At 48.8% G+C, this 21,276-nt stretch carries 9 protein-coding genes; 4 read left to right on the top strand and 5 right to left on the bottom strand.

From position 1 onward, the window contains the following. Positions 1–62: 62 nt before the first annotated feature. Positions 63–710 (top strand): YczE/YyaS/YitT family protein, encoded by a 648-nt coding sequence (locus NYE43_RS02050; RefSeq protein WP_024120192.1) that lies wholly within the window; start codon positions 63–65, stop codon positions 708–710. A 104-nt stretch (positions 711–814) separates the two neighbouring features. Then, positions 815–1,489: a 4'-phosphopantetheinyl transferase family protein gene (locus tag NYE43_RS02045; protein ID WP_095714074.1), complete on the top strand. Its 675-nt coding sequence runs from the start codon at positions 815–817 to the stop codon at positions 1,487–1,489. Here the strand turns inward: NYE43_RS02045 and NYE43_RS02040 are convergent. After that, positions 1,484–2,818, bottom strand: a complete 1,335-nt coding sequence (locus NYE43_RS02040) for an aminotransferase-like domain-containing protein (protein ID WP_185848290.1) — start codon at positions 2,816–2,818, stop codon at positions 1,484–1,486. The two genes, NYE43_RS02045 and NYE43_RS02040, sit on opposite strands and share 6 nt — an antisense overlap. 123 nt (positions 2,819–2,941) lie before the next feature. Between NYE43_RS02040 and NYE43_RS02035 the strand changes: the two genes are divergently transcribed. After that, entirely contained in the window at positions 2,942–3,883 is a 942-nt protein-coding gene (locus tag NYE43_RS02035; RefSeq protein ID WP_185848291.1) for a DMT family transporter, read from the top strand. Positions 3,884–3,932: 49 nt separating this feature from the next. Continuing rightward, positions 3,933–4,463: a YcxB family protein gene (locus NYE43_RS02030; RefSeq protein ID WP_106021043.1), complete on the top strand. Its 531-nt coding sequence runs from the start codon at positions 3,933–3,935 to the stop codon at positions 4,461–4,463. Positions 4,464–4,551: 88 nt separating this feature from the next. Here NYE43_RS02030 and NYE43_RS02025 read toward each other — a convergent pair whose 3' ends face one another. The 4 genes from NYE43_RS02025 to srfAB form a co-directional block, all read right to left on the bottom strand. Further along, a complete protein-coding gene (locus NYE43_RS02025) occupies positions 4,552–5,796 on the bottom strand; it encodes an MFS transporter (protein WP_095714069.1) in 1,245 nt (414 codons plus the stop codon). A 104-nt stretch (positions 5,797–5,900) separates the two neighbouring features. Continuing rightward, a complete protein-coding gene (gene srfAD / locus NYE43_RS02020; protein WP_095714068.1) occupies positions 5,901–6,629 on the bottom strand; it encodes a surfactin biosynthesis thioesterase SrfAD in 729 nt (242 codons plus the stop codon). Positions 6,630–6,656: 27 nt separating this feature from the next. Then, positions 6,657–10,484 (bottom strand): surfactin non-ribosomal peptide synthetase SrfAC, encoded by a 3,828-nt coding sequence (gene srfAC, locus NYE43_RS02015; RefSeq protein WP_185848292.1) that lies wholly within the window; start codon positions 10,482–10,484, stop codon positions 6,657–6,659. 37 nt (positions 10,485–10,521) lie between these two features. Next, on the bottom strand, positions 10,522–21,276 hold the full coding sequence (srfAB, locus tag NYE43_RS02010; protein ID WP_445662050.1) for a surfactin non-ribosomal peptide synthetase SrfAB: 10,755 nt from the start codon (positions 21,274–21,276) through the stop codon (positions 10,522–10,524).

Here is a 21,276-nt window from a genome sequence, read left to right as displayed (position 1 = left end):
GCCCTTTTGTCAGATATGCTACAATGACAATCGATTGATTTTTACGAAAGAAGGGACTTCACGTGAAGCGAGAACTTGTTCTGCGCTGGACATTTTATTTTGCCGGTCTGCTTATTTTGTCTTTTGGTGTATCCCTTACGATAGAAGGAAAAACGCTGGGGATCAGTCCGTGGGATGCATTTCATTACAGCCTGTTTCAGCACTTCGGGCTTACCGTCGGCCAGTGGTCCATCATTATTGGAGCGCTCATCGTCGGATTCACGTCATTGTTTACGAGGGCTTGGCCAAAAATTGGGGCGATCCTGAACATGGTGCTCATTGGTGTTTTTATAGATTTTTTCAATTTTCTTCTGCCTGCCCCCTCCACCTACACAGGCTCCGTCATCGTCTTCTCTCTCGGCGTGCTGCTGATCGGCTACGGCGTCGGTGTTTATGTATCAGCGGGCCTTGGCGCGGGGCCGCGTGATTCACTGATGATGCTGATTACAGAAAAAACCGGCTGGAATGTGCAATGGGTGCGGAACGGCATGGAAATAACAATTTTGTTTGCAGCATGGGGCATGGGCGGTCCGATCGGTTTAGGTACAATTTTGACCGCCATCCTCACCGGTATCATTTTGCGCTTTTCGTTGCCGCAGTCAATCCAGCTGCTGAATTATGCTGTGGCAAGGCGGACAGCCGCTGTGAAAGCAACTCCGCCTATACACTAAAACAAAGCCGCTTCGGCTTTGTTTTTTTATTTTCTCCTCTATATGAGTCTTGTTGAAGTATGATAGGATGGTTTTGACAATCTTTTGCAGACGGAGGATCTAGAATGAAAATTTACGGAATTTATATGGACCGCCCGCTTTCACAGGCAGAATCGGATCGGCTGATGTCTTTCGTTTCTGCTGAAAAACGGGAGAAATGCCGGAGATTTTATCATAAAGAAGATGCTCACCGCACCCTGCTGGGAGATGTGCTTGTTCGCTCTGTCATCAGCGAGCAGTACCAGCTGAATAAAGCCGATATCCGATTCAGCGCGCAGGAATACGGGAAGCCTTGCATCCCTGACCTCCCCAATGCCCACTTTAACATTTCCCACTCCGGCCATTGGGTCATCGGCGCGTTTGATTCAGATCCGATCGGCGTCGATATTGAAAAAATGAAGCCAATCAGCCTCGGGATTGCCGAACGTTTCTTTTCGAAGAAAGAGTACAGCGATCTTTTATCCAAACATAAAGACGAGCAAAACGATTATTTTTATCATCTATGGTCTATGAAAGAGAGCTTTATCAAGCAGGAAGGCAAAGGCCTGTCGCTGCCGCTTGATTCCTTCTCCGTGCGCCTGCATGAGGATGGCCGAGTATCCGTCGAGCTTCCGGAGCACCATACGCCTTGCTTTATCAAAACGTATGAGGTAGATCCCGGCTATAAAATGGCTGTGTGCGCCGCCCGACCTGATTTCCCGGAGGACATCACGATGATCTCGTACGAAGCGCTTTTATAAATGGCTCATCAGCAGCTTAATGCCGCGCTCAATATCTTCAGTCTTCACATTGGAAAGATTGATTTTTAATAGATTTTCTTTCGGATAGTCTGATAAATAATGGCGGTCAATCGCTTCAAGGAGAACCTCTTGTTTTTTCATCTTTTGAATCACTCTTGATGCCGGCAGATCCTCAGGAAGCACCAGATGGGTATGCATGCACGGGGCCTGGCCGCTGGAAAATAGAAAGCGGCCGCGGCTCAATTGTCCGTGTGTTTGAATGGCTTCATGTAGCCTAAGGGACCGTTCCTTATAGGAATTTCTGATTTTCTCCTTGTGCCTGCCGAACATTCCGCTTTTGATGTAAATTTCTAACGCGGCTTGAGAAATTATCGAGCAGTCAATGTCGTTCAGCTTTTTGTACGTATGAAATGTGTCAGTCAGCGCATTTGGCAAAACGGCGGCCCCCACGCGAAGGCCGGGAAATATCATTTTTGAAAAGCTTTTTAAATAAATCACATGTGAGGACAGATCGTATGCGTACAGCGGGTCTGCCTTTTTATTTTCCTCGAGATCACCGAGATAGTCATCCTCAACAAGATAGACGTCATAGGCTGCCGCCAATCTTACCAGCTCACGTTTGTCCCGTTCGGCCAGTGAGCTCCCAAGCGGGTTATGGAAGCGTGGCATCGTATAAAAAAATTTGATCGATTCTGTTTGAAACAGCCGCTCGACTTCCGCTAAATCAAGCCCCTGCTCCGTTCTTTTTATCCCGATTGCGGGGATGCCCAGTGTCTCCAGTTGTTCAATCATCAAATGATAGCCTGGCTGTTCAATGGCGATCTTCTCTTTCCCATTGGGAAACGGCATTGCACATAGCAGGGATAGTGCCTGCTGGACGCCGGATGTGATAAACATATGCCGCTCGTCCGCAAATACCTGCTGATCAGCAAACAGCTTTCGCAATACACGGATGAGCGACGGGAGGCCCTTCGGCGTTCCGTAGAGAAACAAATCATGCTTGTATGTATCAATCGCTTTGTTGATGCAATGCTGAAAATCCACATACGGAAAAATATCAGGGTCCGGCGCAGACGTTGCAAAGTCGATTGGGCTTGACTTGCCGTGATGCGGCTTCCTCGTCTTTTTCACAAGATAATAGCCGCTTTTCGGAACAGAATAGATGAGATGGCGTTTTTCCAGCTCTTGCAGCGCGCGGATCACCGTGCTTTTGCTGACTTGATAGCGGGCGGACAGCTGCCTGATGGAAGGAAGCCTGTCTCCTTCTTGATAGACACTGCTTTGCATCATTTCCTCTATCTGTATGAAGAGACTGATATACTTCTCCATTCTTTCTCCCCCTGTTTTGTACCGGTACAGTTCATTGTTTTTCTTATTGTACCGTTCCTATCCACCCCATACAATAAAAGGGAGCGGCCGGCTCTATTATTTATTTAAAGGAGCACTTCCTGTATGTATAAAAACCAGCAAACCTCAGCTTATCTTGCAGCTATGTTATACGCTTTGATTATCGGTTTATCCTTTCTTTTTGTGAAAATCGCGCTGCAATCGGCAGAACCATTTGATATTCTTGCACACCGGTTCACCCTTGCGTTTGCAGCGGCTACTATACCTGTCTTATTCGGATGGGTGAAGCTGTCCATCCGTTTAAAAGATGTAATGGCTATTTTGCCGCTCGCCCTGCTGTATCCGGCGCTGTTTTTCAGCTTTCAGGCATTCGGCCTGGTGTACTCGTCATCCTCTGAAGCCGGGATCATTCAGGCATCAATTCCGATTTTTACAATGGTCTTTGCCGCTTATTTTTTAAAAGAGCGATCGACGTGGGCTCAAAAAGGGTTCACTGTGTTATCAGTTGCGGGCGTCATGTTTATTTTTGTGATGAAGGGCGTGAACGTTGAATCGGCCAGCCTAAAAGGATCTGTACTTATTCTCTTGTCCGCTCTGTCTTCAGCTATGTACAATACCGCCGCAAGAAAAATGACACAGCGTTTCCGGCTGATGGAGCTCACCTACATCATGTCAGCGATCGGATTTGTCGTCTTCAATGCCATCGCCTTGGTGCGGCACGGCGCTTCCGGAACGATCGGCACTTACTTCCATCCATTCCGGGAGCCCGGCTTTATTCTCGCGATAGTGTATTTGGGCGTGTTATCTTCGCTCGTGACTTCGTTTATGTCCAACTATGCGCTGTCCCGGATTGAGGCGTTTAAAATGAGCGCCTTTAATCATTTGTCCACCATCGTGACGATGATTGCCGGAGTTGTGGTTTTGCACGAAAGCCTAGCCTGGTATCACCTTGCCGGTGCGGTTTGTATTATCATCGGCGTGCTGGGAAGCAATGCCGGTCTCCGAAAAAGAAAGCAAACCAAAAAATCCATTTCTATGAACAAATGAGATGTTATGTTAGAGTTGAAGAAAAAATGGTTTGAGGTGCAGTGTAAGAATGATTCAACACAGTGTCTTCCTAGAGGGAGCCATTTCATTACAAGATATGAGATGTTACTTTTTATCCCGGCAAAGAATATCAGCATTGTTTTATTTTATTTATATTTTTCTTCTATCTTTATTGGTGTATTCGCTTTATGGATTTCCGATTACCGTTTATGACAGCGAAACACTTGAAGTGATATATAATGGTATTTTCATAGCGATTCTATCCTTGATCTGTACATTGCTTTTGATTGCTTTTCATTATATAAGGCTGCGTACCAGCTATAAGAACAATACACGGCTAAAACGCAAAAGGACATATACCATTAACCGGCAAGGCATTCAAATTCAATCCAAAAACGATAATGCATTGTTTGAATGGGATGAAATAAGGGCAGTTGCAGAATATAAACACTTTTTCTCAATCAAAACTTCTAGTCACCAGGTCATCTTAGTTCCTAAACGTTTTTTTGTATTCGAAAATGAGCTCCACTCATTCAGACAGCTTGTAAAAGAACATGTACGTGCCAAAAAAGTAAAATGACAAATTTAAAAAGAGGGTTTTCCCTCTTTTTTTATGTTAATGAGATATGCCGCTCCATTGAGTAACATTCTCTTCAGCTAATGGAGATTTACCCCTCAACACTCTCTTCGTTATGAACATGATTGTTTTTTTTGATTGGCGCCAGCTCCAATAATGCTGATAAACTTACAAGCACCAAACACACAACAGTAACCAGCAAATAATTATGATTCATGTCAAAAAACAATCCGCCCACATACACACTGAGAGCGCCGGCGATTTGATGGATAAAGAAATTGATGCCTAGGAGCGAACCGATAAGCCCGGTTTGAAAGCTTTCAGAAATGGACGCAGCAGTCAGCGGGATCACGCCTGTGTAGCTGAGCCCGAATAACAGCGTAAAGCACAAGTACCAGAGCTCACTGTTATGAATGCCGAGTGCGGGAACGAGCAGGCAGATCAAGCTGATGAGACGAATGAAAAACAAAATGGAGAGCATCACGCTTCTGCTGCCAAGCAAATCTGACAGCCAGCCTGCCAATAATCCCCCGATGATAATAAACGCCCCGAATGCAGCCATCATTCCGTTGATATGAGAGACATGCGCATCCTCCAGCATTGGAACGAGATGAGCATCAATGATTCCCATCGTAAATCCGCACGTAAATACGCCGAAGTACAGGATATGAATGAGGCGGGACTGCTTTAACACCTTCCAAAATCCCTGCCAGTCATAAGATTTTTTCACGGACTGCCCTTGGACATTGGGCGGGTGCTTCATTCCGAAGGCCAAAAGAGGCAGCAGGACAGCCGCTAAGAAAATGCCCAATATTGTATACGCAGTTTGCCAGCCTGCATAGTAAGGAGCCGCAGCCCAAATCGGTGACAGCAGCAGCAAACCGGCTGAATTTGCATTGGTCAAAATGGCGAGCGCCAAGCCTTTATGCGTGTCAAACCAGCGGCTGATAAAATACTGTGTCGTCACGCCAACAGCGCAGGAATAGCCGATTCCGCCGAGCACTCCGTAGATCACGGAAAATATATGGACATTCGGCGAATGCGGGAGCGCCAAAAAGCTTGCGCTGATACAAATGGCGCCGATCCCCATAATCTTTCTGACGCTGAACCGGTCAATAAAAAAGCCGACAAAAAACTGAACGACTCCCGTTGTGATCATAAAAATGCTGACGGAAGCCGAAATCAGCGACCGATCGGCGTGAAAGGTCTCTGCCATCGGGAGCATAAAAAATTGAAAGGAATTTCTGAATGAGTTCATTCCGATGGCGAAGACAAACGTGAACAGCAATACTAACCATTTCATCTTAGGAGACGCGCAAAGGATGTGCCGAGACATTTTTTCCTGACCTGCCTTTATTTGAGTATTGCGACTATTATATCATGAAAAAATTTACATTCTATATAAAAAAAGCGAACAGCACAGCGCTGTCCGCTTTTTCATTAAGAACTGGAAATCGGATGCTGATTCAAAATCGCAAAAATCCGTTCCGCCACTTCCTCTGTATTTGACAGCAGAAACATATGCCCGCCGTCAAATTCATGGAACATGATGTGTTTCGCCCACTTCTTCCAGCCTTCCGCATCCCGGATGCATTTTTCGTCATTCAGTCCGTTAAAGACGTGGACCGGCGATTGGATCGGTGTCATGTCGTTAAGCTCGAATTGTTCAAGAGCCCGGTAATCCGATCTGAACGAAGGAAGAAAAAATGACATAACTTCTTTATTTTCAACGAGCTCTGCGGGCATTCCGCCTAATTTGATAATATGATCGAGAAATTGATCATCAGGCAAATGCGATACTTTTTTCCGCTGAATATGCGGCGGCTGAATCGCAGAAATAATCACGGCTTGCGGAAAAATGCCTTCACGCTCCAGTTTTTGCGCCAGCCTGAAGGTAATCATGCCGCCCATGCTGTGCCCGAACAGCACAAACGGCCGATCTGGATGCAAATGTAATTCTTGCTTGTACAAATCAGTCAGCTGCTCGAGATCCTCAATTGCTGACGTCTGATTTGTGCCGTGCCCGGGCGGTTCAGCTGCAAGCATTTCACACTCCCCCTGCAAAAAAGCATGGAGAGGGCGAAATGACGCCGAGTAGCCGCCGGCAAACGGAAAACAGATGAGCTGCGTTTTTTCCGATGCATCAAATGATCTGAAGAGTTGGCTCATTGGCCGGCTCCCCCTTTCATCGCTTCCTTAAGAAAGCGTTATGGTTTGTTTATTAAGAAATTCGCGCAAAATCCCGGCATTCCTATCAAGACATTCGCCCTGCAGCATTTCGGCGTGTGTACCGAAGCCTTTTTTCACACGATAAGCGCCCGTTGTCGCCTCTTCCCACGACGAAAGCCATTCAGGCATTTCAAAGTCAATATCAGAGGTCAGCAAATCAATGTCCGCTTTCACTTGGCCCGAGCTGATCAGGTTGACATAGTATGAGTAGAAGGCATGTGTTTTTTTCTTGAGCCCCTGCTTGACGGCTTCGCTATTGAGGGCTTCATTGTCCCGATTTACATTCATCAGCGCCTCGACATCGTTTTCGACCGTGCGTCCGTCCAGATCACTGACGCCTTGTTTTTTATAGGAATCCACCATAATGATCCGCTGTACGGTGCGTCCCTGCTCTTCAAGTTTTTTAGCGGCTTCAAACGCCAGGCTGCATCCTGCTGAATAACCAAACAGTGTCACAGGACCTTCCGGCTGAAGCTCCTTGATCAGAGCGGCATAACGGTCAAGACGGTTTTCCTCTTCAATAAAGTCAAAGGCGCACAGCTTGTATGACGGCAATTGCTTGGCCAGATTCTGATACATTAAGCCATATCCCAATACCGGCGGGAATGCGAAAATGATGTCATCCTGATCCGGATTCATGATTGTAACGTCCTGAAGTCCTTCTGAGCCTCCGTTTTTCAGATATGCTGAAATGCCGGCAATCGTCGGCGCTTCAAACAATAGCTTCACCGGAAGGTCCATTCCGAGCTCTTTTTTGATGCGAGAAGCGGCTGTCATCGCCCTTAAGGAATGGCCGCCAAGCTCGAAGAAATCGTCATGGATGCTGACTTGCTTTCTGCCGAGAATCTCGGACCAGATTTGCGCGATTGTTTCTTCCGTTTCATTTCGAGGCCCAATCCATTCTTGCGATATCTGATCTTGCTCCGGTTTTGGCAGCAGACGTTTATTGACTTTTCCGTTTGTTGTTAAAGGAAGCTCGTCCAAGAACGTAAATGTCTGCGGCACCATATAAGCAGGAAGCTGTTTTTTCAGGTGTGCCTTAACGTCTCCTGCTGAAAGCTGTGTCCGGTTCACAAGGTAGGCGTTAATTGATGCGTCCCCAGACTCGCGGCGGTCCACCACGACGACCGCGTCTTTTACTCCGGGATATTCCTGCAGCTGCTTTTCGATTTCTTCCAGCTCGATCCGGTGTCCCCGTATTTTCACTTGATCATCAATGCGGCCGGCGTATTCAATCGTACCGTCAGGCAGCCAGCGAGCGAGATCCCCGGTGCGGTAAAGTGTTTCTCCCGGTTTGAACGGGTTGGCGGTAAATTTCTGCTTCGTCAGCTCATCACGGTTTACATAGCCTTTTGATACACCCATTCCGCTGATGCATAGTTCACCGACCGCTCCGAATGGCTGGAGCTGATTTGATTCATTGAGAATATAAATACTTGCATTGCTGATTGGCTTTCCGATCGGCAGTGAGGAGATAGACTCCGGAATCTCGTGCACGACGTGAGCCGTAGCAAACACCGTGCCCTCAGTCGGACCGTAGCAGTTAATCAGCTTGCCCGGCCCCATGATCCGCATCGCTTTCCTGACGTGAGGCACAGACGCGCGTTCCCCGCCGAATAACACACAGCGAAGCCCCTTCAGCCAATCCTCTCCCGCATCTGTGAGAAGATTAAATAAAGCTGTGGTCGCAAACATGACGCTGACATTCTCTTGACGGATGAGGCTCGTGAGACGGTCTGTATCAAGCAGTGTATTTTCATCTGCGATAATCAGCCTTGCTCCATTCAAAATGGAAGCGTAGAAATCAAAGGTAAATGCGTCAAAAGCGTAATTCGATACAGATAAGAACGTGTCTTTTTCAGAAAACGTCATGTAGTCAACGTGCTTCACTAATCCTTGAATATTGGCATGCGTCGTGATATTTCCCTTTGGCTTTCCGGTTGTGCCTGATGTATACATGATATACGCCGCATCATCTGGTGCAATCGCGGTTTCAGGATCGCTTGCCTCTTCTTCAAAACGGATGGGATCATCAATGATGAGCGTTTGGCCTGTAAACGGCAGCTGACTCGCTTGCTCTTTCATCTCTTGATGTGTAAGCAGACATGCCGCCCCGCTGTCGGTCAGCATATATGAAATTCGGTCATCCGGCAGCTTAGGATCAACCGGCACATAAGCAGCTCCCGCTTTTAACACACCGAGAATCCCAATCACCAGTTCCAGCGAGCGCTTCGTGTACAATGCAACAACTGAGCCTTTGCCTGCCCCTTGCTTTTGCAAACGGCGTGCGAGGCGGTTCGTTTCCTCGTCTAATTCGTGATAGGACAGCGTTCGGCCTGCAAATGTGAGCGCCGGTGCACTTGGATTGACGTCCACCGCCTCCTTGAACCAATCCGTCAGAGGTTTTGGCTCACACGTTTGAGGTGCCGGATTTAAGCCGTTAAGCAAGTACTCTTTTTCTTTTTCGTCAATGAAATCAATGGTGCTGACAGGCTGATCCGGATGCTGAATAAGCTGCTGAATCGCTGTGAGAAGCTTGGATTTTAAGCGCAGCATAAACGCTTCATCAAACACATTCTCATTATAGGCAAGCTTGATCAGCATTTCGTCACCCGGGGAGGCCATCAAATTGAGATCGTAATTTGACTTCTCAAATACATGGACATCCTCCATATCGAATCCGTTTTGTCCGCTTTCTTCATTGCTTGCATCCTGAAGCGGATAATTTTCAAACACGATGATGTGGTCAATCAATTTCGGCTGGTTGGCTTGGCTTTGGATGTCATAAAGCGGCACATATTGATGCGGTTCTGACTCAAGTGACTGCTCCTGAAGCTGCTTGAGCAAACCGTTGAACGTCATGTTTTCAGCCAATTTTACTCTTCTTGGAACAACGTTGATAAACAGGCCGACCATATGTTCAACGCCTTTGATTTCCGCGGGACGCCCGGAAACGACTGTACCGAAAGCTAAATCGTCAGACCGCTGATAACGGCTGATCAGTACGCTCCAGACTGCCTGCAAAGCGGTACTCAAAGTGGTGTGCTGAGATTTCGCAAGCTCTGTAAAAGCTTTTGTTTCCGCTTCCGGCAGTGAGAAGAGAAGTTCTTTCGGTTCGTACCCTTCCTTTTGTTTCTTTCTTTGTTCCGCAAACGTCGCCTGTCCTTCAAAGTCTTCCAAGTACTCGCGCCAGTAGCGGAGCGATGCTTGTTTATCCTGCTTTTCAAGCCACTTGATGTATTCCTTATACGGTTTGACAGGCGGCAGACTGTACGGCTTTTGTTCGCGCAGGGCGTTGTATACCTTAAACAGATCCTGCACGACGATGCCGAAGCACCATCCGTCCAAAATAATGTGGTGGTAGCTCCACACCCATTCAAAGCTGTTGTCAGCTTTTTTGAAGATGGCTGCCCTCATCGGAATATCCCGCGTTAAATCAAAGCCTTTGATCTTATCCTGTGCTTTGTATTCATTGATTTTGTCCGTTTGCTCACTTTCGGATAAACGTGTCAGATCCATTTCTTCTATATGAAATTGACGTTTTTTTAATACGACTTGAACGGGCCTTTTTACTTTTTCGTGAATGAACACGGTACGAAATACATCGTACCGGTCCATGATGACATTCATGCTTTCTTCAAGGCATTTGATATTGAAGTCGCCCTTTACTTTCATCGTAATTTGTTCAAGGTAAAAGCTCTGGCCGGGATTAAGGATGGTATGAAACAGCATCCCCTCCTGCATCGGCGATAGGTAATACATATCTTGAACCTGATCTTTGCTAAATTGACTCATATGTTTCGCTCCCGCCTTCTGTAATTCCCTTGCGTTTTTATTTCAAATTCTCCTCAAGCATGTCAAAGATATCGCCCATCTCATCCATTTCAAGGTCTCCCGCACTGAAGTCGCTCGGTGTGAATTCCTTGTCCTCTTTTTCCGTACAATGGCGGATGATCAGGAGGAGATTTTCTTTAAACCGCTCCATTTGTGCTTCGACCGTTGCTCTTTCATATTCCTTCTCATTGTAGGAGCAAGAAAGGACAAAACGTCCGTTTCGGATCATGCCGCTGAAGCTTAAAGCGTACAGGGCTTCTGATTCTTCGCTCACTTGGCGTCCCATATCGAAAGCGGACGGTTCAAAGAAATCCGTTTTCACTTCACTGTCGAATTGGCCTAAATAGTTAAAGCTGATTTCCGGTGTGAAGCCTTGCGCTTCCGCTTGTTCTGTAAAGTAGCGGAGAATGCCGTATCCGACACCTTTGTCCGGAACGCGGCGCAGGTTTTCTTTGACTGCTTTGATGACCGCTGAGACATCTGTTTCAGACATGTCGAGCACAACAGGATATTGTGCCGTAAACCAGCCAACCGTTCTGGAGATGTTCACATTCGGGATGATGTCTTCCCGTCCGTGCCCCTCAAGATTGATGCCGATTTTGACACCGCCTGTCCATTCTTTCATCGTTAATCCGAGCGCACTGAGGAGAATATCATTGATCTCGGTTCCATATGGCTGATGAACATCTGTTAAGAGATGTTTAGTGTCTTCTTCATTTAATTCGCAGATGACGGATGATGTATGTTTGACAACCCGCTCCTCTGTTTCATCATCCTTCGGTACAGCAGAAACCTCTTCAGCGTCAATTTGCGCCCAGTATTCAGCCTGCTGCAAAAGGTGTGCTGATTGGCTGAATGCCGCCAATTCTTCCGCCCAATCCTTGAAGGAGTTCGTTTTTTGCGGGAAGACGATTTTCTCTTCGTTCTCAGCCTGCACGTAGCCTGATGCAAAGTCCTCAAGTAAAATCCGCCATGATACGCCGTCGACCACGAGATGGTGTACAGCGATGAGCAGATGATCCCCTGCTTCCGTGCGGTACAGCTCCCCTTTCAGAAGCGGACCGTTTTGCAGGTCGAGACTGCTTTGCAGACTGTCAGCGAGAACCTTAATCTGGCTTTTCAGCATATCTTCATCTGAGCCGTACAGATCAACGATTTCGAAGCTGACCTCGCATTCGTCTATCCGTTTATACGCTTGAATGATGTCGCCGTTTTCTTCACGGTAGACCATGCGAAGCGCGTCATGATGCTCAATCAGTGCCTGTAATGTCTTTTCAACCCGTTCAGGATCGAAGCCCTTCGCAGAATGAAGCATGACCGACTGATTCCAGTGGTGTTTGTTCGTGAAATTCTTTTCAAAGAACCAGCGCTGAATCGGCGTCAGGATAACTTCGCCCTCCACAGGGCCTTGGTCTGCCTGTTTGCCTTCGGCACGCTCCACGTATTGTGTCAGTTCTTCAATCGTCGGGTGCTGGAAGAGATCCTTCATTTCCAGCTTCCAGCCGTGCTGGTTCAAGCGGCTCGCCATCTGGATTCCTTTAATAGAATCTCCGCCGAGCGAGAAGAAATTGTCGCTGACACCGACTTCAGAAATACCGAGCACGTCCTGCCAAATGCCGGCAAGCAGCTCTTCCATGTCAGTGGACGGCGCTTTGTATTCTCCGCCCCCTGCTTCGATGTCCGGCTCCGGCAGCGCTTTGCGGTCTACTTTGCCGTTTGCGGTAACCGGAAGCTCGTTTAATGTCACCCAGAACGCCGGGATCATGTAGTCCGGCAGGGTATCCTTGAGCGCTGACTTCAGCGCTTCTGTGTCGACGGTTTCCGGTGTGACATACGCCGCGATCGCTGTATTGCCGCCTTTATCTTTTACAGCTGTCACTGCCGCATCCTGCACCTCAGACAGCTGGGCCAGCTGCACTTCAATTTCTGACAGCTCGATTCGGTAGCCACGGACTTTGACCTGCTGGTCGATCCGGCCGATGTATTCGATGCCGCCGCCCGTCCATTTCACCAAATCGCCTGTTTTGTACATGCGTTCACCCGGCACGAACGGATCGGCGACAAACCGCTTCGCGGTTTCGTCTTCCCTGTTCAGATAGCCGCGCGCCAGTCCGCGTCCCGCCACACAAAGCTCTCCGGCCACGCCCTCCGGCTGAACCTGATGGCTTTCGCTGAGAATGTACACTCTCGTATTGGCGATCGCGCGCCCGATGGAAAGCGAGCCTTCCTCCGGATTGATTTCTGTGCTCGTCGCAACGACCGTGTTTTCGGTCGGCCCGTAGTTGTTGATGAGCTTGTACGGCTTTTTCACTGCGCGCTTCAGCTTGTCTCCTCCGGTCAAGAGCACGCGGAGTGACGTGTTTTCTAGCTCCATGAACTGTTCCGTCAACTGCGTCGGCAGGAAGGTGATCGTCACGCCGTTTGTTTCGAAATAGTCATTCAGGCGGGTGATATCAAGGCGAATCGCTTCATCAATGACGTGAAGCTCGGCGCCGATCGTCCAGGTCGGGAACATCTCCCAAATGGAAGCGTCGAACCCGAAGCCCGCGTACTTCGCACTGCGGTCCTCCGCCGTCATGCCGAACGCGTCATGATGCCAGAAGCACAGGTTCACAAGCGCATGGTGCTCGATCATAACACCCTTCGGCTGTCCGGTCGTTCCTGACGTGTAAATCATATAAGCAAGGTGATCCGCGGTTGTGTCGGTCTGCGGATTTTCCTCATCGTTTTCATCAAGTGGCAGACTCAGGATTGTGCGGTTGCCGTCAAGAAGAATGACCTCGCCCGTGTAGCTGTCCGGCACTGAGATGCCTTCCTGTTTCAAGAGAAGCGTCGCGCCGCTGTCCTGTAGGATATATTCAATCCGCTGATCCGGATAGTCAGGGTCAATCGGCACAAATGCCGCTCCCGCCTTTAAGACGCCGAGCACCGCAGCTGACATTTCAAGCGACGGCTTTGTGAGAATGCCGACGCGCTCATCCGCGCTAATGCCGCAGTCAATCAAAATCCGCGCCAGACGGTTCGCCTTCGCATTCAGCTCACCGTACGTCCATGATTGCCCGTTATACGTAACAGCCGGTTGGTCTTTATGGCGCTTAGCCGTCTCTTCAAACAGCTGATGAACCGTTTTGTCTGTCGGCACAGGCAGTGTTTTCCCTTTCCATGCCTCCAAGAGCGTTTGTTTTTCTGTTTCGTTGACGAGTGACAGACTGGAAAGCGGCTGGTTTGGATTTTCCGCCACAGCCCGCAATAATCGCAGGACGTATTCACTCCATTGCTCAGCAGTTTCTCTTGAGAATAGGTCAGTCGCATATTCCAGCTGCAGACCGATGCCGTTTTCGTCAGCGAAACCGCCTAATGTGAGGTCAAACTTGGATGTTCCTTGATGTGCCTCATAAGGTGAAATCGTGAGATCTTGCAGCTTAAGCTGTTCTTTATCAGGGTTTTCTGTCGTAACCATCACATTAAACAAAGGATTCCGGCTCATATCCCGAGGGAGGTCTAACTGGTTGACCAAGTCTTCAAACGGATACTCCTGATGCTCAAGTGCTGACAGATTTGTCTCCTTCGCTTGCTCCAGAAGCTCTGCAAATGTCTGCTTTTCTCCTGCTTCCATTCTCAGTGCAAGCGTATTGACGAACATCCCCGGCATGTTTTGCACGTCGGCATTCGTGCGGCCTGCTGTAACCGAGCCGATCACGATATCCCGCTGTCCGGAGATTTTGCTTAAAAAGACATGGAAGACGGTGTGAAGCACCATATGCAAAGTCGTTCCCGTTTCTGCGAGCAGTTTTTCAATCGCCTTTGCCGTCCCGCTTCCCGCGCGGAAACGGACAGTATCCCCTTCAAAGCTTTGAACAGGCGGTCGGGTGTAATCAAGCGGAAGGTCAAGCTCCGGCAGTTCGCCTGAGAGAACTGATAGCCAGTATTGCTCATGCTCCTTCATCCGTTCTTTCTGTCCGGCTTCATTTTGCCAAACAGCGAAATCCTTGTAATGAAGCTTCGGCTCCGGAAGCTGTTCGCCTTTATAAAGCAGTGCCAATTCTTTAACGAAAATACCTCTTGATACACCATCCGCGATAATATGATGCATATCCAATAGAAGCAGATGTTTTTGGTCTGCGATTCGGAGTAATGCCGCGCGAATGAGCGGAGCGCCGCTTAAGTCGAATGGCCGGATAAATTCTTTAATCTTCTGTTCCGCCTCGCCCTCTTCTGCATCAAACACGTGAAGATCAATTGAAGCCTCCTCAACAATGCGCTGGACAGGCTCTCCGTCTGCTTCCGTAAATGACGTGCGCAATGATTCATGACGGTTTACGAGCTGGTTGAGTGATTCCCGCAGGCGCGAAATATGAAGCTCGCCTTCCATAAGAAGAACCGATGGCATATTATAGCTGATCGTCTGCCGGTCAAGCTGATTGAGCACGTACATCCGTTTCTGCGCGGATGACAATGGATACACATCCTGTTTGTCAGCCGGCTTCAGCATGTGATAGCCGCCTGATGCTGCCGATTCCTCCATATAAGCCGCCAGCTGGCGTACAGTCGGCTGCTCGAACAGCGCTTTAAGCGGCACGGTTTTCTCCAATTCTGCCTGTATATTGGCGATGAGCATCATTCCTTTTAGTGAATGGCCGCCTAAATCGAAGAAGTTGTCATCGATTCCGATCGCTTCAATGCCAAGTGTTTTCTGCCAGATGCGGCAAAGGCTTTCTTCAAGCGCTGTTTCCGGAGCAGCTGACGCTTCATATCCGGATTGCGCTGCATTCGGCTTCGGCAATGCGTTTCTGTCGGTTTTCCCATTTGCCGTGAGCGGGATAGCGTCCACCTGCACAAAGAAGGCAGGGATCATATGAGACGGCAGTATTTGTGAAAGCTGTTTCCGGAGCTCTGCTTTTTCAATGGCTTGATCCGCCGTATAATACGCGCAAAGCTCCTGAAGCCCGCCCTCAGAAACCGCAAGCACAACCGCTTCCTGAACTTCGCTGAGGCTGAGCATGACCGTTTCAATTTCTTTCGGCTCTATGCGGTAGCCGCGGATTTTCACCTGATCATCAGCCCGGCCGATAAATTCAATCGTGCCGTCAGCCAGTCTCCGGACGACATCTCCGGTCTTGTACATCAGGCTGCACGGCGCATACGGGTTTTCCACAAATTTCTCGGATGTGAGCTGAGGACGGCTGAGATATCCTCTGGCAAGCCCCTGTCCCGTGATATATAGCTGGCCGCTCGCTCCCGGAGGCACAAGCTTCAATGACTCATTTAAGACAAGTGCGCCGGTATTGGCAATCGGCCGTCCGATTGTCGGCCGTTTCGCGAATGTGTCAGGTTCAGTCAGGTCAACCCGTCCGGCAATGGCGCCGATCGTTGCTTCGGTCGGACCGTAGTGATTGATAAATTCGGTATGCTGATATACCTTGCTGAAAGCTAAAACATCAGCCGGAATGATCTTTTCTCCTCCCAACACAATCAAGCGCAGGGATTCAAAGTGCGGCTCCTTTGTAAAGCTGGCCGTGTTCACCATCGTATGGAACAGGGACGGTGTCAGCTTGATATACGTGATGCCGTGCTCCTTGATATAACGGCCAATCTGATCGGGCGCCGTATATGTCTCTTTCGGCACAATGTGAAGCTCACCGCCTGCTTGGAGCACAGGGAAAATGCTTGTATAACCCAAGTCGAATGCGTAAGACGAAAGCAAGACAGACTTATCCGTTTTTGTCAGGCCCGCCTCTTTGCTAAACCAAGAAACATAGTTTGTCAGATTGCGATGCTCAATCTGCACACCCTTCGGCTTCCCGGTCGTGCCGGATGTGTAAATGATATATGCAAGATTCTGAGGCCCAGACATCAATTCCGGGCGCTCCTTGTTTTCATTCCGCCAATCCGCTTGATCGATATTGATCGTGGTTCCTTGATATTGCCCTATGGCAGTCATATTTCTTTCATTCACGACTGTAAATCTCGCACCGCTGTCTTCTAATGAATAGCGGATTCGTTCCTCAGGCGTATCCGGATCAATCGGAAGAAAAGCGGCTCCCGCCTTCATGATCCCAAGAACAGCTGTCATTAGGTCAGCTGAACGATCCATGACAACGGCTACGATGTCTTCACTTCCTGCCCCGTGCGCGCGTAAATGATGCGCCAGCTGGTTCGCCTGTTCATCAAGCTCACGATAGGTCAGCTGGTTTCCGCCAGAAATGACAGCTGGATCATCAGGTGTTTGCTGCACCTGTTTTTCGAAAAGTGATACAAACGTGTCTTCGCCAGAATGAGTGGTTTGTTTTTTCTCTTCAAGCAAAGCTGCCGTTTCAGCCGGTGAAAGAATCTCCAAATCAGACAGCCGTACGTTCGGGTTAACCGCAGCTGCTTTGATCAAATTGACAAAGTGGCTGCTCCAGCGGCGGATTGTCTCGTCCTTAAATAAGGCAGTTGCGTAGTCAAAGCTTAAACCGATTTCTTCTTCACGTTCGACAGCTTCCAAGGACAGATCAAATTTCGCCACGTGATGTAGCATAGAATAGGAAGAAATCTTCAAATCTCCTAATTTCAAAGAAGGAATCTCCATGTTCTGCATGTTGAACATAACGCTGAACAGCGGGCTACGGCTTGTGTCCCTTGTGAGCGGCAGCTTTTCAATCAATTCCTCAAGCGGATAGCTTTGGTGCTCGAATGCTTGAAGACTGACCGTTTTGACTTCGTCTAGGAATTGTGCAAAGGTTTTATCCCCCGCAGGCGCTGTCCGTAATGCCACCGTGTTGACAAACATACCCGGCACACCTTGCAGATCAGGATGCGTTCTGCCCGCAGTCGGTGAGCCGACGATGATGTCATCCTGTGACGCGTACTTAGAAAGCAGTACATGAAATGCGGCTAAAAGGAACATGTACATTGTTGTGTCTGTTTCTGACAGCAGCGATTTGATTTGAGCTGTGATTTGTTTATCCAGCCCGAACATGACGCGCTCCCCGGAAAAGCTCCGTTCTGCAGGCCGCGGGAAATCCGCCGGAAGATCAAGAACCGGCAGCTCGCCTTTAAACGTATCCAGCCAGTATGCTTCATCCTTTTGATGATCCGCATGTTCTTTTTGCCAGACAGCGTAATCTTTATAGTGAATCTGCGGGAGCTCCAGATCTGCGCCTTGATAGATTTTGGCGAGATCGCCGATGAGAATGCCTGTCGAGCTGCCGTCTGTAATGATATGGTGCATATCAATGAGCAGCAGATGGCGTTCTTCTTCAAGCTGGACAAGCTTCGAACGGACGAGCGGCGCGCGGTTTAACTCAAACGGCTGAATAAACGATTTGATCAGCTCTTCCGCGTCTTCTTCCCGTCCCTTGGCAGCCTCCAGCTGGAACGATATGTTTTTATGAACGGTCTGTACGACTTCTCCGTCTATCATGTCAAACGACGTACGGAGAATTTCGTGCCGGCTGATTAATTGCTGAATCGCATGTTCAAGCCGGTCTTTGTTTACTTCTCCCTCCAGCAAAAGTACAGCAGGGACGTTGTAGCTTGTGCTTGCTTGTCCAAGCTGATTGAGGATGTACATTCTCCGCTGGGCCGGGGAAACAGGATAATGCTGCTGATAAGGTGCTTGCCTGATCGGTTCAAACGTCTGCTCCTCCTTGCTTTCGCTCTCTTCCAAATACAGTGCCAGTTCTTGAATGGTCGGCTTTTCAAAAAGCACTTTAATCGGTACTTCCTTGTGGAAATGCTCTTGAATTTTCGCAGTCATCATCATGGCCTTCAGAGAATGTCCGCCGATCATAAAGAAGTTATCTGTAACGCCTGCTTTAACGCCGAGTATCCCTTCCCAAATCTCGGCTAATTTCTTTTCACTCTCTGTTTTGGGTGCTGCATATTCAGACTGCACAGCGTCTGATTGAGGCGCAGGCAGTTCTTTTTTATTGATTTTTCCGTTTGGTGTAAGCGGCAGGCTGTCCATCTGGATCAAATGGGCAGGAACCATATAGTCAGGCAATGATTGAGACAGCGTTTTTCTCAGCCCGCTCACAGACACTTCGCGATCCGCTGTAAAGTACGCGCAGATTTCATTTTCATCCGCTTTGTTTTTGCGAATGATCACGGCAGCCTCTGTCACATGTTCGGCCATGTTCAATTTGTTTTCGATCTCCCCAAGCTCAATCCGGAACCCGCGCACCTTCACCTGGTTATCAATTCTTCCTAAAAACTCGATATTCCCGTCCGGAAGCCATCTCGCCAAGTCGCCAGTTCGATACATTTTTTCACCCGGTCTGAATGGATCTTCGAGAAATTGCTTCTTCGTCAGCTCTGGGAGGTTGACGTAGCCCCGTGCCACGCCGCTTCCCCCGACACACAGTTCACCGGGCGCTCCGATCGGCTGCAGGCGCTGCTGCTCATCCATGATGTATGCAGTGGAATTTCCGATTGGCTTCCCGATTGGAATTGAACCGCTGTACTCGCGATCAATCAAAAAGCTTGTAGAGAATGTCGTATTTTCTGTCGGGCCGTACCCGTTCCACAGAGAAAGCGACGGCGATGCCTGTTTCACTTTACTTACAATATGCGGCACGAGCGCGTCTCCGCCGATGATTAAATGGCGCAGTGTGCCGAACATGCCGGCATCCTTTGCAGCAAGCTGGTTGAATAATGGCGAGGTCAGCCACATCGTCGTAATTCTCTGTTCACGGAGGAACGCTGAAAACCGTGTCGCGTCAAGCAGTGTCTCTTTTTTCACCGGATAAAGCGCAGCGCCGTTCAGCAGCGCGCCAAAGACCTCAAATGTACCGGCATCAAAGCTGACAGCTCCCGTTTGCGCCATGCGGTCTTCTTCATGAACAGGAACGTATCCTGCATTTTTAACGAGACGCAGAATGCTTTTATGTTCGATCATGACGCCTTTCGGTTTTCCGGTCGAACCTGACGTGTACATGATGTAAGCCAGGTCAGACGGATCGGCGGGCAGATTCAGATTGTCTGCCGTTTCATTCCCTTCAAAGACACCTTCCAGCGGGAGAACCGGTACTTGCAGCTGATTTGCCTGTTTTGTATATGCCTCTCCAGCTAAAGCGATCCGAATCGAGCTGTCCTCCGCCATGAAACGGAGCCGATCCTCCGGAAGTGCGGGATCAAGCGGCACATATGCGGCGCCTGCTTTTAAAACAGCCAGCATGGCGGCAACAGTGTCTGCCGAACGGTCATTCATAATGGCTGCTGTTTCACCCTTTTGCAGACCTTGCCCAATGAGCTTTCTCGCCAGGCGGTTCGCCGCTTCGTTCAGCTCGCGGTATGTCAGCTCGGCTCCTTCACATACGAGGGCAGTACTTGCCGGTGTCCGCTTTGCTTGTTCTTCAAATACTTGATGAACAGCCATTCCTTCAGGGAGTTCTGATGAAGTGCTGTTAAAGGTCTCCACAATTTGCCGCTGCTCTTCTTCTCCCACAAGCCCGTGCTCACGCACAAAGGCGTCCGGCCGCTCGACAGCGGCTGTCATCATGCGGGTGAGATGTCCTGCTGCCCGTTCAATAAAAGCAGAATCAAATGCAGCGCCGTTATATTTGATTTTGACGGTCCAGGTTTTACCCGGGTAAACAATGAGGTTGAAATCAAAGCTTGTTTGTTCAAATGCGCTCTCAACCTTGATAGAGAACCCGAGCCTGTCTTCCATGCTGCCGTTTTCAAGCTCTTGATCAAGCGGATAATTTTCAAAAGCGACGAGATGGTTCAAAAGACTGCTGTCCAAGGCTGAACGTTTTTGAATCTCGTAAAGCGGCACGTAATCGTAGCGCTCCGCCTCCACCGCATGCTGCTGAACGTCTGTAAAAATATCAGCGAATGTAGACTGCTGATCAACCTTTACACGCACCGGAATGGTATTGATAAAGAGCCCCGCCATTGTTTCAATTCCGTTGATTTCAGACGGCCGTCCCGATACGACCGTGCCGAAGACAACATCATTCGTAAAGTTATATTTGCTGAGGACGATTCCCCAGATCGCCTGAAACAGGTTAGGCCCCGTCACTTGATGGCGGTTCGCCGTTTGCTGAATGCGTGCAACCAGTTCCTCATCCCATGTAAATGAGTATTCTCTGTTCACATACTCGTCTTTTTTCTCCGGCAAGCGGCCCGGGAGCACGCTTGGCTGTTCAAAATCCGCCAAGCGTTCGCTCCAGTAGCCTTCCGCTTCTTCATTATCCTGTTTTCCAAGCCACTTAATGTAGTCGGAATATGGCTTGCCCTGCCCGTTTGCAGGTGTGCGGCCTGCTCTGAGCGCTTCGTAGTTTTGGAACAGGCTTTTCATCAGCACGCCCATGCTCCAGCCGTCCATCATAATATGGTGATTGCTCCAGACAAGATACAGCTGATCTGCATCAAGGCGGAAAACTGCCACCTTAAACAAAATGTCTTTGGCCAGGTTAAAGCCTTGGCGCTGAACGTCTAGTTTGTAACGCTCGATGTGGTCTTTCTGGCGATCTTCGTCTGCATGACTGATATCTTCATAGTGCACCTTTGTCTTGCGTTCCGCTAACACAACCTGACGCGGCTTTTGCAGCTGCTGGTGCACAAATACCGTACGGAGAATATCGTATGACCGGATCAGTTCATTGACGCTTTTCTCAAAGATTTCCAGATCAAAAACACCTTGAATGCCAAGCTCTAATTGTGTGAAGTAAGAGGAAGAATGCGGATCAAGCATCGCATGATACAGCATTCCTTCCTGCATCGGTGTAAGTGCATACACCTTTTGAATCGATTTTTTGCTCAT

Source organism: Bacillus sp. FSL R5-0434 (assembly GCF_038004745.1).
In the GTDB taxonomy this organism is placed as follows: Bacteria; Bacillota; Bacilli; order Bacillales; family Bacillaceae; genus Bacillus; species Bacillus halotolerans.
Note: the sequence above shows the minus strand (reverse complement) of the source record. Positions and strands in the feature narration are given on the sequence as shown.

Excerpts from the sequence above, each read along its gene's own strand:
- NYE43_RS02045 (WP_095714074.1), top strand. The coding sequence starts at position 815 with ATGAAAATTTACGGAATTTATATGGACCGCCCGCTTTCACAGGCAGAA.
- NYE43_RS02040 (WP_185848290.1), bottom strand. The coding sequence starts at position 2,818 with ATGGAGAAGTATATCAGTCTCTTCATACAGATAGAGGAAATGATGCAA.
- NYE43_RS02035 (WP_185848291.1), top strand. The coding sequence starts at position 2,942 with ATGTATAAAAACCAGCAAACCTCAGCTTATCTTGCAGCTATGTTATAC.
- NYE43_RS02030 (WP_106021043.1), top strand. The coding sequence starts at position 3,933 with ATGATTCAACACAGTGTCTTCCTAGAGGGAGCCATTTCATTACAAGAT.
- NYE43_RS02025 (WP_095714069.1), bottom strand. The coding sequence starts at position 5,796 with ATGTCTCGGCACATCCTTTGCGCGTCTCCTAAGATGAAATGGTTAGTA.
- srfAD (WP_095714068.1), bottom strand. The coding sequence starts at position 6,629 with ATGAGCCAACTCTTCAGATCATTTGATGCATCGGAAAAAACGCAGCTC.
- srfAC (WP_185848292.1), bottom strand. The coding sequence starts at position 10,484 with ATGAGTCAATTTAGCAAAGATCAGGTTCAAGATATGTATTACCTATCG.
- srfAB (WP_445662050.1), bottom strand. The coding sequence starts at position 21,276 with ATGAGCAAAAAATCGATTCAAAAGGTGTATGCACTTACACCGATGCAG.